A 13,622-nucleotide genomic window follows, 5' to 3' on the forward strand; every position below is an offset into this window, starting at 1 on the left:
CGTGTGGTCCGGGGCGCGCGAGGCACCCCGGAACGCCTCAGGCGGGGAGGTACGCCTCCAGCTCGACCTCGACCAGCAGGTCCGGGTCGATCAGCCCGGCCACCACCACCATCGTCGCCACCGGGCGTACCGGGCCGAACACCGCGTTGTGCGCCCGGCCCACCTCGTCGGCGAAGATCCGGTCCGTCACGTACATCCGGGTCCGCACCACGTCGCCCGGACCGGCGCCCACCTCGGCCAGCGCGTCCAGGCCGATCCGGATCGCCTGCGCGGTCTGCGCCGCCGCGTCGCCGGCGTGCGCCACCCGGCCGTCCACAGTGGAGGTGCAGCCGGCCGTGATCGCCAGCGAACCGGCCCGGACCACCCGCGAGTAGCCGTACAGCGCCTCCCACGGGCCGCCCGAGCCGAGCCGGGTCACCACACCGGCGTCCGCCGGCGGCTCGGGCGGCGCGGCGGTCATGCGTCGGCCCGCAGCGTCGCCAGCGCCTCGGCGACGGTGAACGCGCCCGCGTAGAGCGCCTTCCCGGCGATCACGCCCTCCACGCCCACCGGCTCCAGCGTGGCCAGCGCCCGCAGGTCGTCGAGCGTGGACACGCCGCCGGAGGCGATCACCGGGGCGTCGGTGCGGGCACACACCTCGCGCAGCAGGTCCAGGTTCGGCCCGCGCATGGTGCCGTCCTTGGTGATGTCGGTGACCACGTACCGCGCCGCGCCCGCCGCGTCCAGCCGGGCCAGCACCTCGTACAGGTCACCGCCGTCGCGGGTCCAGCCGCGCGCCGACAGGGTACGGCCGCGCACGTCCAGCCCGATCGCCACCCGGTCGCCGTACTCGCCGCAGATCCGGTCGCACCACTGCGGATCCTCCAGCGCGGCGGTGCCGATGTTCACCCGCGCCGCCCCGGTGGCCAGCGCCGCCCGCAGCGACTCGTCGTCGCGGATGCCACCGGACAGCTCCACCTTCACGTCCAGCTTGCCGACCACCTCGGCCAGCAGCGCGGCGTTGGAGCCCCGCCCGAACGCGGCGTCCAGATCCACCAGATGGATCCACTCCGCGCCGTCGGACTGCCAGGCCAGCGCCGCGTCCAGCGGGTCGCCGTACGCGGTCTCGCTACCGGCGGCGCCCTGCACGAGCCGGACGGCCTGGCCGTCGGCGACGTCCACGGCGGGCAACAGGGTGAGGCTCAACGCTTCTCTCCTCGGGTCCTCAACGACGGTCCAGCGCGATCACCACGATCGCGGGCAGGACCAGCAACAACAACGCGACCAGCACCAGCCGCAGCGCCAGGTCGTCCACCAGGCTCCAGATGCCGACCACCGCCACCGCGGTGAGCACCAGGATCGTCGCCCGCTCCCGGCGGGTGTGCCGGCGCAGCCGGCCGGTACGGCCGCGCCGCAGCGACGGCGTCAGCCGGCGTACCAGGGAACGACGCCGCTCCCGGCGGGCCACCCGGCGGGCGCGGGCGGCGCGCGCACGCTCCTGCTCGGCCTCGCGCTCCGCGCGGCGGCGGGCCCGCTCCTTGCTCACGCGGCCGCCAGCGGGCCGGTCACAGCGTGCCGAGCCAGTTGCGCAGCAGCGCCGCACCGGCGTCGGCCGACTTCTCCGGGTGGAACTGCGCGGCCGACAGCGCGCCCCGCTCCACCGCGGCCACGAAGTCCGTGCCGTGGTGCGCGGTCGTCACCGTGGCGCCCGCCTCGGCCAGCGCCGCCGGGTCCGTCACGCCGTAGGAGTGCACGAAGTAGAACCGGGTGCCCTCCGGCAGCCCGGCGAACAGCGTCGAGCCGGCCGGCGGCCGCACCGTGTTCCAGCCCATGTGCGGCAGCCGCCGCGCGGGCAGCCGGGTCACGCCGCCGGGCAGCAGCCCGAGCCCCTTGGTGACCACGCCGTGCTCCTCGCCGTGCCCGAAGAGGATCTGCATGCCGACGCAGATGCCCAGCACCGGCCGCCCGGCGGCGACCCGCTCGGCGATCACCGGCCCGGCGCCCAGCGCCTCGATCCCGGCCATGCAGGCGGCGAACGCGCCCACGCCCGGCACCACCAGGCCGTCGGCCGACGCGGCGGCGTCCAGGTCGTCGGTGACGGTCACGTCGGCGCCGGCCCGCGCCACCGCGCGCTCGGCCGACCGCAGGTTGCCCGAGCCGTAGTCGAGCACCACCACGCGCCGCGTCATCAGCTCTCCCCCGGCAGCAGCCAGAGCACCCCGGCGACGGTGGCCAGTACGGCCAGCAGCCCGGTGACCACCACGGCGGCGCGCGGCGCGCCCTGCTTGAGCAGCGACCACGTCCCGCCGACCAGCAGCCCGGCCAGGATCAACACAAGAGTGGGCAGCACCTTCATTAGAGAGCGCCCTTCGTGGACGGCACCACACCGGCGTTACGGGGATCGAGCGCGGTGGCCTCGCGCAGCGCGCGGGAGACGGCCTTGAACTGCGCCTCGACCACGTGGTGCGCATCCGGGTGACCGCCCGGCCGGGCCGCGCGCAGCACGTCCACGTGCAGCGTGATCCGGGCCGACTGGCCGAACGACTCCCAGATGTGCCGGGTCATGCTCGTCGGGTAGACCGGCCCGATGTACGGGGCCAGCGCCGGCTCGTCGTGCACCACGTACGGGCGGCCGGACAGGTCGACGGCGGCGCGCACCAGCACCTCGTCCATCGGGACGGTGGCCGAGCCGTACCGCCGGATGCCCGCCTTGTCGCCCAGCGCCCGGTCGAACGCGGCGCCCAGCGCCAGCGCGGTGTCCTCCATCGTGTGGTGCGCGTCGATCTCCAGGTCGCCGACCGTGTGCACGGTCAGGTCGAAGCCGCCGTGCCGGGCGATCTGGTTGAGCATGTGGTCGTAGAAGCCGACGCCGGTGGAGATGTCGGCCTGGCCGGTGCCGTCGAGGTCGATCTCGACGAGCACCTTGGTCTCGTTTGTGACCCGCTCGATCCGGGCGATCCGGCTCATGAAACGTTCTCCATCGCGGTGAGGAAGGCGTCGGTCTCGGTCGGGGTGCCGGCGGTGACGCGCAGCCAGCCGGGCAGGCCGACGTCGCGCACCAGCACGCCGGCATCGAGCAGGGTACGCCAGGCCACCGCCTGGTCCCCGTCGACGGCGAACAGCACGAAGTTCGCGTCGCTGTCGGCCACCCGGTGGCCCCGGGCGCGCAGTTCGGCGACGATCCGGTCCCGCTGCTCCATGATCGCGGCCACGGTGCCGAGCAGGGCGTCCCGGTGCGCCAGCGCCGCGCGGGCGGCGGCCTGGGTGAGCGCGGACAGGTGGTACGGCAGCCGGACCAGCTGCACCGCGTCCACCACCGCCGGGTCGGCGGCCAGGTAGCCGAGCCGGCCGCCGGCGAAGCCGAACGCCTTGCTCATGGTGCGGGTCACCACCAGCCGCGGGTGGCCGGGCAGCACCGCCAGCGCGCTCACCGTGCCGGGCCGGGCGAACTCGGCGTACGCCTCGTCCACGACCACCATGCCGGGCGCCTCGTCCAGCACGGCGGCGACCACGGCCGGGTCGAGCGCGGTGCCGGTCGGGTTGTTCGGCGAGCAGAGGAACACCACGTCCGGCCGGTGCTCGCGGACCTGGGCCACCGCCTCGTCGGCGGTGAGCCCGAAGTCCGCGCCGCGCCGGGCGGGCACCCACCGGGTGCCGGTGCCGAGCGCCAGCAGCGGGTGCATCGAGTACGCCGGGGTGAAGCCGAGCGCGGTGCGCCCGGGACCGCCGAACGCCTGCAGCAGCTGCTGCTGGATCTCGTTGGAGCCGTTCGCCGCCCACACGTGGTCGGCGGTGAGCCCGTGCCCGAGGTAGGCGGCCAGGTCGGCGCGCAGCGCCACCGCGTCCCGGTCCGGGTAGCGGTTGAGGTCACGCAGCTCGGCGGCGAGCGCCTTGCCGATCGCCTCGACCACCGGCTCGGGCACCGGGTAGGAGTTCTCGTTGGTGTTCAGCCGCACCGGCACGTCGAGCTGCGGCGCGCCGTACGGCGTGCGCCCGCGCAGGTCCTCGCGGATCGGCAGGTCGTCGAGCGTGGTCACGACGCCCCGCCCTCGGGGAACCGGACGCTGACCGCCTGGCCGTGCGCGGGCAGGTCCTCCACGGTCGCCAGCGTGACCACGTGCGGGGCCACGTCGCGCAGCGCCTCCTGCGTGTATTCGACCAGGTGGACGCCGCGCAGGAACGACTGCACGGACAGCCCGGAGGAGTGCCGGGCGCAGCCGCCGGTGGGCAGCACGTGGTTGGAGCCCGCGCAGTAGTCGCCGAGCGACACCGGCGACCACGCGCCCACGAACACCGCACCGGCGTTGCGGACCCGCAGCGCCCACTCGCGGGCGTTCTCGGTCTGGATCTCCAGGTGCTCGGCCGCGTACGCGTCGACCACCCGCAGGCCCGCCTCCAGGTCGTCGACGAGGACCACGCCGCTCTGCTCGCCGCGCAGCGCGGTGCCGATCCGCTCGGCGTGCTTGGCCGCGGGCGCCTGCCGGGCCAGCTCCGCGTCGACCGCGTCGGCCAGCGCTGTGGACGGGGTGACCAGCACGCTGGCCGCGAGCGGGTCGTGCTCGGCCTGGCTGATCAGGTCGGCGGCGACGTGCGCCGGGTCGGCGGTGTCGTCGGCCAGGATCGCGATCTCGGTCGGGCCGGCCTCGGCGTCGATGCCGACCACGCCGCGCAGCAGCCGCTTCGCGGCGGTGACCCAGATGTTGCCCGGGCCGGTGATCATGTCGACCGGCTCGCAGCGCTCGTCCCCGGCCGGGTCGGCGCCCGCCCCGTACGCGAGCATGGCGACGGCCTGGGCGCCGCCGACGGCGTACACCTCGTCCACGCCGAGCAGCGCGCAGGCCGCCAGGACCCGGCGGTCGGGCAGGCCGTCGTTGTCCTTCTGCGGCGGGCTCACCACCACCAGCGAGCGCACCCCGGCCGCCTGGGCCGGGACGACGTTCATCACCACCGTCGACGGGTACATGGCCAGGCCGCCGGGGACGTAGAGACCGACCCGGTCGACCGGCACCCACCGCTCGGTGACCGTGCCGCCGGGCACCACGGTCGTGGTGTGGTCGGTGCGGCGCTGGTCGGAGTGCACCTTGCGGGCCCTGGTGATCGACTCCAGCAGCGCGGCGCGGACCTGCGGGTCCAGCTCGTCCTCGGCGGCGCGGATCGTCTCGACCGGCACCCGCAGCCGCTCCGGTGACACACCGTCGAACCGTTCGCTGGCCTCCCGGATCGCCGGGTACCCATGCTCCCGGACCGCCTCGACCAGCGGGCGGATCCGCTCGACCGCCACGGAGACGTCGAGCTGGGCACGGGGCAGCAGGCGGCGCGGGTCACGTGCCCCGCCGCGCAGGTCGATCCGATTCAGCACGCCTGCGAGTCTAGGCCGCCGCCGCGGCGACCGGCCCGGGCCGCCCGCACGCCGGGACGGTGAGCCGGGACACGCGCGGGCGGGCGCGTTGGGGATACGCTCGATCGCGTGAGCGCACGGCTGCCGGTGTTCCCGCTCGGGACCGTCCTCTTCCCCGGGCTGGTCCTTCCGCTGCACATCTTCGAGGAGCGCTACCGGGCGCTGGTACGCCACCTGGTGGCGCTGCCCGAGGGCGCGCCGCGCGAGTTCGGCGTGGTCGCGATCCGGGCCGGCTGGGAGGTGGCGCCGGCCGGGCCGCCGGGGCGCTTCGGGCTGACCGCCGGCGAGGTCACGCTGCACGAGGTGGGCTGCACCGCCGAGCTGCGGCAGGTCACCGAGCTGGCCGACGGCGGGTTCGACATCGTCACCGTGGGGCGGCGCCGGTTCCGCCTCGCCGAGGTCGACCACTCCGCCGAGCCCTACCTGACGGCGGAGGTGGAGTGGTTGCCCGAGCCGGGCGGCCCGGACGAGACGGCCGACCTGCTGGCGGCCCGGGTGATCTCGGTGTTCCGGCAATATCTCGGCCTGATCCGGCCGGACCAGCAGGAGATCTCCGAGCAGTTGCCGGAGGACCCGACGGTGCTCTCGCACCTGGTGGCCGCGACCGCCGCGCTGACCGTGGACGACCGGCAGCGGCTGCTCGCCATCGACGACACCGCCGCCCGCCTGCGGGCCGAGCTGCGCCTGCTCAACCGGGAGACGGCGTTGCTGCGGCAGGTCCGGGCGGTGCCGGTGCCGCTCAGCGAGCTGGCGGGTCTCCCGGCGCCGAACTGAACCCCGGCGGCGGCCACCCGCCGTCGAACTCCGGCTCCGGCCGCAGCGACGGCCACCGCGACCAGCCCGCGAGCAGCGTGTACGTGACTGCGGCGCCGAACGCGGCGAGCAGCAGGTTGCCGTGCGGCAGCGGGAGCGGGCCGAACCAGTCGACGCCGCCGGCGCGCAGGTCGACGGGTTTGGTGAAGGCGGTACCCGGCGGCGCGGTCTCCACCAGCCGCTGGAACGTGGACAGGCCGATCCGGCGGCCGACCTGCCAGGCCACCACCGCCGCGCCGAGACCGCCGAGGGTGACCGCGAGCAGGCCCGCCGGACCACGCCGGCGGCGCAGCACCACCCACAGGGTGATCGCGGCGAGCACGCCGAAGCCGAGGGTCAGGAGGCTGAACCAGCCGTCCGCGGCGATCGGCTGTTCCGGCTGCGTGGTGGCGTAGACCGCGCCGGCCGGCGTCTGCCGTACCGGGGTGGCCGGCGCCGCCCACACCCAGAGCAGCCCGAGCGGCGCACCGAGCGCGGTGAGCAGCGCGGCCACGCCGAGGGTGGTCGCCACCACCCGGCCGGCGGAGCGCCGGGACGCGGGCGATGCACCGGGGAGCTGCGTCACGACGCCCGGATGCCCGGCCAGCGGGTCGGCGCCGGGCGCGGTGACCGGGGTGCCGGCGGGCACCGGCAGTCCGCCGGGCCAGCCGGGTGGTCCGCCGGGCCAGGCAGGCGGCTGCTCGCGCTCGGGCCGCGCCTCGGCGCCGTCGGCACGCTCGCGCGTCCGCTCGGGATCAGGGGTGTCCGGAGTCACCCGTTGATCCTCTCAGGCCGGGGCACGGCGCGGGGCGGTGGTCGCCGCCTCAGCGCGCGAACGGTTCCACCATCACCGCGGCGGCCTTGAGCCAGGCGTTGCGGGTCTCGGCCTGGAGCTGGTGGTACTCGATCGAGGAGCCGGTCTCCAGCGCCGGGTCGTAGGGCACCACCGCCACCGCCCGGGTACGGGTGGCGAAGTGCCGTTCCAGGTCGTCCTGCAGGGAGGTCCGGCCGGGCGTCGGGCAGGAGATCAACGTGACCGCGTTGTCGGCCAGGTCGCCCATGCCCTCCTCGTGCAGCAGGTCGAGCATCCAGTCCGCGCTGAACGCCGCGTCCTCACGCGGCACGGTGGTCACCACGAGCTGGTCGGCGGCCTGCATCACGGTGCGCCAGTTCGGGCTCTCCACGTTGTTGCCGGTGTCCACGCAGACCACCTCGTGGGTGCGGCGCAGCAGCTCCAGCACCCGCTTGACGGTGAACTGGTCGAGCCGCTGGGCGAAGCGCGGGCTCTCCTCGCCGGCCAGCACGTCGTACGAGCCGTCGGAGGCGTGCCGCAGGTAGTCGTCGAGGTGGGACAGCAGCCGGTTGCCCTCGAGGATCTCGATCTGCGCCAGGTCGTGGATCAGGTGGCGGATGGTGCGGGCGTGCCGGGCGCTGCCGGCCCGCAGCCCGAGCGTGCCGCGCAGCTCGTTGTCGTCCCAGGCGAGCACGCCGCGCCCGCGGACGCTGCCCACCGTCGCCGCGGCGAGCACGGTGGCGGTGGTCTTGTGCACCCCGCCCTTGGGGTTGGCGAACGCGAGCACCCGGGGCGTGCCCAGCTCGCGGCGCAGCACGCTGGTGGCGCGTTCCAGCTCGGCGTCCGGCTCGGGGGCACGCCACTGCGCCTGGGCCGGCGCGACCCGCCCGGCGCGGCCGGAGCGGCCCTCCAGCGGGCTACGCGGCGCGGGCACCACCGGTTCCGGCGCGGGCGGGACGTCCGGCCGGTAGCGGCCCCGGTCGAGCAGGGCGTACCGGGACTCGGCCGGCGGTGGCGCGGGCCGGTAGCCACCGTCGAGAAGGGAGTAGCGCGACTCGGCCGGCGCCTCGGCCCGGCCGCGCGGCTCCGGCAGCGCCGGTTCGGCGCGCCAGGACGGCTCCGGCCGGGGCTCGGCGGCGAAGGACGGGTCCGGCGCGACAGACGGCTCGGCGCGCCAGGACGGCTCGGCCGGATAGGGCTGCCCGGCGCGCCAGGACGGCTCCGGGTCGGTGCGGTACGCCGGCTCGGCCCGGTAGGCCGGTTCACCTTCCTGGCGGGGGTCGGCGCGGAAGGCGGGGTCGACGCGGAACGTGGCCTCGGCCCGGTAACCGGGCTCGGCGCCGTACGACCCGTCGGGGGCGCGGCCGACGGCGGCGGCGCGCCCGGTCCAGCCGGTGCCGGCGGCGCGGCGTGGCAGCGGGTCGGGCGGCGGCGCGTGGTGGTCCTCGACGTGCCGGTCGGCGTCGGCGTGCTCCGCGCCGCGACCGCCGAGCCGGGCCCGGTCGAGCAGCGCCCGCCACCGCGGTGCCGGCTCGCCCTGCCGACCCCAGCCGGTCTCGCTGCCGTCCAAGGATTCGCCCTCCCCCAGCCCATCGATCTCCGCCTGACAGGCTACGAACGAAACCCTATTCGGACCACTCCCCGCGCCGCACATCGCCCGGTGACCCGCCGCACGGTGGGATCGACCGGGTGGCCGCGCCCGCTGATGTCTCAGGAGGTGGGAGCGGGATTGGGTGGCCCGGATCCGGGGACCGGCGCACGGGCGGTCGGTGAAGGTCCGCTCACCGTCCGTGCAGCTTCCGACGAATCGCCCATTCCGCCGCCCTGGGCCGCTGCGCTGTCCGCCGGCGGCCGGGCCACGTCACGCTGCTCCGGCAGCGGCGGGGTGAACACCGTCCGGTCGAGCCGGGTGACCTCCGGCGCCGGGTCCACCACCCGTACGTCCGGGCGCCCGGCGAGCGCGCGCAGCGCGTCCGGCGCGGCACGGACCACCGCGGCGTACACGCAGGCGCATCCGGTCCGGTAGGCGTCCGCCTCCCGGGCCGCGACCTCGGCCCCGCTCTCGTACACCCGGCGCAGCTCCGGATCGGCGGTGGCCGCCGGGGCGGCGGCGCGCGACCGGTAGTCGGCGGCCTCCCGGTCCTTGCGCCCGGCGACGTCGGCCATCCCGGCGACCACGTCGTCCGGCAGCCGCAGCGCCGCGATCCGGACGATCTCGGTCTGCCGGCCGGACAGCGGCACCCGCGCCACCACCGCCGAGACCGGCGCGCCGTCCAGCGCGGCGGCCGCCCGCGCCGGGGTCAGGTAGCCGGCGAACGAGACGAGCGCGTAGACGTCGGGCGCGTCGAGGGCGGCCAGCTCCTCCCCGGCGGCACGCAGGTACGCCGGGACGCTCGCGCCGGCGGCCACCCCGACCCGGGTCACCTCGCCGACAGTGCGGTCGCTGGCCGGACGGTCCCGCCGCTGTGCCACCGCTACCACCAGCACCACCAGCGCGCAGGCCAGCGCCAACCAGGTCAGCGTGGTGAACCGGGACCGGCGCGGCGGCGCGGTGTCGTCGCTCATGGTCAGTCGCGCAGGATCTCCAGCGCCCGGGCCAGATCCTCCGGGTAGTCGCTGACGAACGTCACCTCGTCGCCGGTGCCCGGGTGCGCGAAGCTCAGCGAACGGGCGTGCAGCCACTGCCGGGACAGCCCGAGCCGGGCCGACAGCGTCGGGTCCGCCCCGTAGGTCAGGTCGCCCACGCAGGGGTGCCGCATGCTGGAGAAGTGCACCCGGATCTGGTGCGTGCGCCCGGTCTCCAGCCGTACGTCGAGCAGGCTGGCGGAGGGGAACGCCTCGAGTGTGTCGTAGTGGGTGATGCTCGGCTTGCCGCCGGAGACCACCGCCCACCGGTAGTCGTGGTGCGGGTGCCTGTCGATCGGCGCGTCGATGGTGCCGCGCAGCGGGTCCGGGTGGCCCTGCACCACGGCGTGGTAGCGCTTCTCCACCTCGCGCTCCTTGAACGCCCGCTTGAGCGCGGTGTACGCGCGCTCGCTCTTGGCCACCACCATGATCCCGGTGGTGCCCACGTCGAGCCGGTGCACCACGCCCTGCCGCTCGGCCGCGCCGCTGGTGGAGATGCGGTGGCCGATGCCGGCCAGCCCGCCGATCACCGTCGGGCCGGTCCAGCCGGGGCTCGGGTGCGCCGCCACCCCGACCGGCTTGTCCACCACCACGATGTCGTCGTCGGCGTACACCACGGTCAGGCCGGGCACGGCCTGCGGCACCACGGTCGGCGGGGCGGGCGGCGCGGGCAGCGTGACCTCCAGCCACGAGCCGGCCTTGACCTTGTGCGAGTTGGGCCGGGCCACGCCGTCGACGAGCGCGTCGCCGGCGTCGATCAGGCCGGCGGCGGCGGTGCGGGAGAGCCCGAACAGCCGGGACACGGCCTGGTCCAGGCGCATGCCGTCGAGGCCGTCCGGGACGGGCAGGGAGCGGGTGTCGCCGCCGGCGGCGAACGCGGAGGTCACGCGGTCTCCCGCTGCTCGGTCGCGGCGACGTCGTCGCGCTTCTCGTCGCGCAGCCGGGAGCCGTCGCGTTGCCGGCCGGTCAGCTCCAGGAAGACCGCCAGCACCACGCCGCAGACCAGCGAGCTGTCGGCCAGGTTGAACACCGGCCAGACCTGGCCGTACGGGTCGAAGAGGCTGATCATGTCGACCACGTGGCCGACGAAGTGCCCGGGCGCGCGGAAGATCCGGTCGATCAGGTTGCCCAGCGCGCCGCCCAGCACCAGGCCCAGCGACACCGCCCACGGCAGCGAGCGCAGCCGCAGCGCCATCCACGCGATCCACCCGATCACCACGAACGTGATGATCGGGAAGACCCAGGTGTGGTCGGAGCCGATGCTCCAGGCGGCGCCGCTGTTGCGGGTGAGGCTGAAGTAGACCGCGCCGCCGAGCACCGACACCGGCTCCCGGCCGGTCAGCTCGGCCAGCGCGAGCTGTTTGGTGCCCAGATCCGCCAGCAGCGAGAACAGGGACACGCCGAGCAGCAGGCCGACGGCCCTGCGGCGGGGCGCGCCGGCACCCGACTCGGTGGTGCCGGAACCGGCGGGCGGTGCTGCGGTCATCTGCTCCCCATCGACGCTTGCGACGGCGTGGTCACCGTCTGCCGTACGGCCGCCGGGGAGCGGTGATCAGCGCCGCTCCTCCAGCTGCTTGCAGGTCACGCAGAGGGTGGCCGACGGGAACGCGGCGAGCCGCTCCACCGGGATCGGGTTGCCGCACCGCTCGCACCAGCCGTAGCCGCCCTCGTCGAGGCGCTCCAGCGCGCGCTCGACCTGCGTGATCCGCTCCTTGATGCTGTTGGCGAGAGAGATCTCCTGCTCCCGCTCGAACGTCTTGGTGCCGGTGTCGGCCTGGTCGTCCCCGGCCGAGTCGGTCAGCCGGTCGCGCTGCAGCTCGGTGATCTCGCTCAGCGTCTGATCGTACTCGGCGTTCAGCTCGTCCCGCCGCGCCGCCAGGGCGGCCCGGATCTTCTCGGTCTCCGCCGCGCTGCGGGTGGCCTTCGGCGCGGGCTTGCGGCCGGCGGTCCTGGTGTCGGCTGGCTTCGCCATCGTCAGCTCCCTCAGCCGCGTGGCGCGGCGGTCAGCGGTACGTGGGCGGGGACGCCGTCGTCGGCATCTCCGCGTACGGAAGGGTGCACGGCGAGCGGGCCCGCCGTGCACTCCGGAGGTTGGCAAGAATACGGAACGTACAGGCGTCCGACAACGTGCCGCACCGTCGTCCCACGTATCCGCCCCGGACTGCCATCAATCGGGGCAAAAGGAACGGTAGCAGATCAGCGGGCCGTCTCCTCGCCGTACTCCCCGAACCATCGCGCCAGCCGGCCCCGGCGGCTCACCGCCCGCAGCCGCCGCTCGGTCTCGTCCCGTACGCCGGCGGTGGCGACGATGAGCAGGCTGTCCCCGACCTTGAGCCGGGTGTCCGCGCCGGGCACGAACCCGACGCCGTCGCGCAGCACCAGCGTGACCGCGGCGCCCACCGGCAGCCGCAGCTCGTCCACGTGCACCCCGGCCAGCCGGGACCCGTCCGGCACCTCCAGCTGGAGCAGGTCGGCGCGCATCCGCTCCAGCGGGGCGGTCTCCAGCATGATCTCGTTCGGCTCGGCCGGCGCGATCACGCCCAGCCGGCGGGCCGCCGACGCCAGCGTGCCGGCCTGGAGCAACGTGAAGATCACCACCAGCACGAAGACCGCGTCGAAGAGGCGGTCCGCCCCCGGCACGTGCAGCGACAGCGGGATGGTGGCGAGCACGACCGGCACCGCGCCGCGCAGACCCGCCCAGGACAGGAAGAGCTGCTCGCGCAGGTTGACCCGGAACGCCAGCGCGGACACCGCCACCGACAACGGCCGGGCGAGCAGCAGCAGGGCCAGCCCGGTGATCACGGCGGGCAGCACCGCGGTCTCCAGCCGGCTCGGCGAGACCAGCAGGCCGAGCAGCACGAACAGGCCGATCTGGGCCAGCCAGGCCAGCCCGTCGGCGAAGCCGAGGATGGCCTGCCGGTGCGGCAGGCGGGAGTTGCCGAGCAGCACGCCGGCCACGTACACGGCGAGGAAGCCGGAGGCGTGCACCACCGAGCCGGCCGCGTACGCCAGCACGGTGAAGCCGACCACCGCGATCGGGTACAGGCCGGCCGACGGGAGCGCGGCACGGCGCAGCGCGTACCGCCCGGCCAGCCCGGCGCCCACCCCGACCGCCGCGCCGACGCCCAGCTCGTAGCCGAGCAGCAGCGCCTCGTACCACCACGGGTGGGCCGCCTCCGCTCCGGCGCGGGAGAGCAGCAGCACCACGAGCACGACGGGCGCGTCGTTCACCCCGGACTCGGCCTCCAGCGCGGCCACCAGCCGGGGTGGCAGGCGCAACCGGCGCAGCGTGGCGAACACCGCCGCCGCGTCGGTCGAGGAGAGCACCGCGCCGTAGAGCAGCGCCAGCCGCCAGTCCAGGTCGAGCAGCAGGTGCACCACCACGCCGACGACCACGATGCTGACCACCACGCCGACGGTGGACAGCGTGGCCGCCAGCCCGAGCACCGGCCGCAGCGTGCTCCACCGGGCGGTCAGGCCGCCCTCCGCGATGATCACGATGAGCGCGCAGAAGCCGAGCACCCGGGTCAGCTCGACGTCGTCGAAGCGGATGCCCAGCCCGGCCTCGCCGAGCAGCACCCCGAGCGCCAGGTAGACCAGCAGGCTCGGCACGCCGAGCCGGGTGGAGAAGCGCACCGCGCCCACCGCCACCAGCAGCACGGCGGCGCCCACCAGCAACGCGACGTCCAGCCCGGGGGTCATCGCCGACCGGCCCGGGCGGATCTCACGGCGTGCTGCCGTCGCGCAGTCGCCGCAGCACCTCGGGCAGTTCGGCGTGCGGGCGTTCCACCAGGAAGAGCTTGTCCCGGCTGGCCGCGCCGGAGCGCAGCGACACGGTCGCCGGCCGGACGCCGAGCGCCTCGGCGAGCGCCCTCCGGGCCGCCTCGGTCGCGCGGCCGTCCACCGCCGGCGCGTGCACCGCGACGACGAGCGCGGGACCCAGCGGCCCGTCGTACCGGCCGCCGACCCGGGTCCGGGCCGCGCCGGGCTTCACCCGCACCGCGACGGTGAGCGTGTCGTCCGCGATCGTCATGG

Annotated in this window: 17 protein-coding genes; 1 reads left to right on the forward strand and 16 read right to left on the reverse strand. The window is 75.5% G+C overall.

All coding sequences use genetic code 11. The features are described 5' to 3' along the window. Positions 1-37: 37 nt before the first annotated feature. The 8 genes from KBX43_RS23645 to hisD are packed head-to-tail and all read right to left on the reverse strand — an operon-like array spanning position 38 to position 5,338. Entirely contained in the window at positions 38-460 is a 423-nt protein-coding gene (locus tag KBX43_RS23645) for a RidA family protein (protein ID WP_043329499.1), read from the reverse strand. Further along, positions 457-1,185 (reverse strand): bifunctional 1-(5-phosphoribosyl)-5-((5-phosphoribosylamino)methylideneamino)imidazole-4-carboxamide isomerase/phosphoribosylanthranilate isomerase PriA, encoded by a 729-nt coding sequence (priA, locus tag KBX43_RS23650; RefSeq protein ID WP_069089036.1) that lies wholly within the window; start codon positions 1,183-1,185, stop codon positions 457-459. The genes KBX43_RS23645 and priA overlap by 4 nt, the downstream gene beginning before the upstream one ends. A gap of 19 nt (positions 1,186-1,204) precedes the next feature. Then, complete coding sequence (locus tag KBX43_RS23655; protein WP_069089035.1) at positions 1,205-1,525, reverse strand: hypothetical protein; 321 nt, start codon at positions 1,523-1,525, stop codon at positions 1,205-1,207. 19 nt (positions 1,526-1,544) lie between these two features. Continuing rightward, positions 1,545-2,168: an imidazole glycerol phosphate synthase subunit HisH gene (hisH, locus tag KBX43_RS23660; RefSeq protein ID WP_043329494.1), complete on the reverse strand. Its 624-nt coding sequence runs from the start codon at positions 2,166-2,168 to the stop codon at positions 1,545-1,547. Next, complete coding sequence (locus KBX43_RS23665) at positions 2,168-2,329, reverse strand: hypothetical protein (protein ID WP_166456842.1); 162 nt, start codon at positions 2,327-2,329, stop codon at positions 2,168-2,170. Before KBX43_RS23665 ends, hisH begins: the two co-directional genes overlap by 1 nt. Before the next feature lie 5 nt (positions 2,330-2,334). Then, positions 2,335-2,946 carry an imidazoleglycerol-phosphate dehydratase HisB gene (gene hisB, locus KBX43_RS23670; RefSeq protein ID WP_043329493.1) on the reverse strand — a complete coding sequence of 204 codons (612 nt, stop codon included), beginning with the start codon at positions 2,944-2,946 and terminating at the stop codon, positions 2,335-2,337. Continuing rightward, entirely contained in the window at positions 2,943-4,016 is a 1,074-nt protein-coding gene (locus tag KBX43_RS23675) for a histidinol-phosphate transaminase (protein WP_069089034.1), read from the reverse strand. The genes hisB and KBX43_RS23675 overlap by 4 nt, the downstream gene beginning before the upstream one ends. Beyond that, the gene (gene hisD / locus KBX43_RS23680; protein ID WP_210887202.1) at positions 4,013-5,338 is read right to left on the reverse strand and encodes a histidinol dehydrogenase; all 1,326 of its coding nucleotides are present in this window, start codon (positions 5,336-5,338) and stop codon (positions 4,013-4,015) included. The genes KBX43_RS23675 and hisD overlap by 4 nt, the downstream gene beginning before the upstream one ends. A 108-nt stretch (positions 5,339-5,446) precedes the next feature. Between hisD and KBX43_RS23685 the strand changes: the two genes are divergently transcribed. Next, positions 5,447-6,151 (forward strand): LON peptidase substrate-binding domain-containing protein, encoded by a 705-nt coding sequence (locus tag KBX43_RS23685; RefSeq protein WP_043329490.1) that lies wholly within the window; start codon positions 5,447-5,449, stop codon positions 6,149-6,151. Here KBX43_RS23685 and KBX43_RS23690 read toward each other — a convergent pair. From KBX43_RS23690 to KBX43_RS23725, 8 genes are all read right to left on the reverse strand, one after another. Beyond that, positions 6,117-6,944: a DUF2567 domain-containing protein gene (locus KBX43_RS23690; protein WP_064445238.1), complete on the reverse strand. Its 828-nt coding sequence runs from the start codon at positions 6,942-6,944 to the stop codon at positions 6,117-6,119. The two genes, KBX43_RS23685 and KBX43_RS23690, sit on opposite strands and share 35 nt — an antisense overlap. 49 nt (positions 6,945-6,993) lie before the next feature. Continuing rightward, positions 6,994-8,532, reverse strand: a complete 1,539-nt coding sequence (locus tag KBX43_RS23695) for a hypothetical protein (RefSeq protein ID WP_064445237.1) — start codon at positions 8,530-8,532, stop codon at positions 6,994-6,996. 140 nt (positions 8,533-8,672) lie between these two features. Then, positions 8,673-9,527, reverse strand: coding sequence for a hypothetical protein (locus tag KBX43_RS23700; protein ID WP_210887205.1), 855 nt, complete (start codon positions 9,525-9,527; stop codon positions 8,673-8,675). A gap of 2 nt (positions 9,528-9,529) precedes the next feature. Beyond that, entirely contained in the window at positions 9,530-10,474 is a 945-nt protein-coding gene (locus tag KBX43_RS23705) for an RluA family pseudouridine synthase (RefSeq protein WP_043329487.1), read from the reverse strand. After that, a complete protein-coding gene (gene lspA / locus KBX43_RS23710; protein WP_043329486.1) occupies positions 10,471-11,073 on the reverse strand; it encodes a signal peptidase II in 603 nt (200 codons plus the stop codon). Before lspA ends, KBX43_RS23705 begins: the two co-directional genes overlap by 4 nt. Before the next feature lie 66 nt (positions 11,074-11,139). Next, positions 11,140-11,559, reverse strand: coding sequence for a TraR/DksA C4-type zinc finger protein (locus KBX43_RS23715; protein WP_030500254.1), 420 nt, complete (start codon positions 11,557-11,559; stop codon positions 11,140-11,142). Positions 11,560-11,783: 224 nt separating this feature from the next. Continuing rightward, positions 11,784-13,289: a potassium/proton antiporter gene (locus KBX43_RS23720; RefSeq protein WP_166456901.1), complete on the reverse strand. Its 1,506-nt coding sequence runs from the start codon at positions 13,287-13,289 to the stop codon at positions 11,784-11,786. A gap of 22 nt (positions 13,290-13,311) precedes the next feature. Continuing rightward, positions 13,312-13,620, reverse strand: a complete 309-nt coding sequence (locus KBX43_RS23725; RefSeq protein WP_064445232.1) for a DUF167 domain-containing protein — start codon at positions 13,618-13,620, stop codon at positions 13,312-13,314. Between the last annotated feature and the right edge of the window lie 2 nt (positions 13,621-13,622).

Source organism: Micromonospora sp. C41, from assembly GCF_018070485.1.
Lineage (GTDB): Bacteria > Actinomycetota > Actinomycetes > Mycobacteriales > Micromonosporaceae > Micromonospora > Micromonospora chalcea.

Bases quoted from the DNA above. Each gene is read 5' to 3' on its own strand.
- KBX43_RS23720 (WP_166456901.1), bottom strand. From the start codon at position 13,289: ATGACCCCCGGGCTGGACGTCGCGTTGCTGGTGGGCGCCGCCGTGCTG.
- KBX43_RS23725 (WP_064445232.1), bottom strand. From the start codon at position 13,620: ATGACGATCGCGGACGACACGCTCACCGTCGCGGTGCGGGTGAAGCCC.
- hisH (WP_043329494.1), bottom strand. From the start codon at position 2,168: ATGACGCGGCGCGTGGTGGTGCTCGACTACGGCTCGGGCAACCTGCGG.
- KBX43_RS23715 (WP_030500254.1), bottom strand. From the start codon at position 11,559: ATGGCGAAGCCAGCCGACACCAGGACCGCCGGCCGCAAGCCCGCGCCG.
- KBX43_RS23645 (WP_043329499.1), bottom strand. From the start codon at position 460: ATGACCGCCGCGCCGCCCGAGCCGCCGGCGGACGCCGGTGTGGTGACC.
- hisB (WP_043329493.1), bottom strand. From the start codon at position 2,946: ATGAGCCGGATCGCCCGGATCGAGCGGGTCACAAACGAGACCAAGGTG.
- lspA (WP_043329486.1), bottom strand. From the start codon at position 11,073: ATGACCGCAGCACCGCCCGCCGGTTCCGGCACCACCGAGTCGGGTGCC.
- KBX43_RS23700 (WP_210887205.1), bottom strand. From the start codon at position 9,527: ATGAGCGACGACACCGCGCCGCCGCGCCGGTCCCGGTTCACCACGCTG.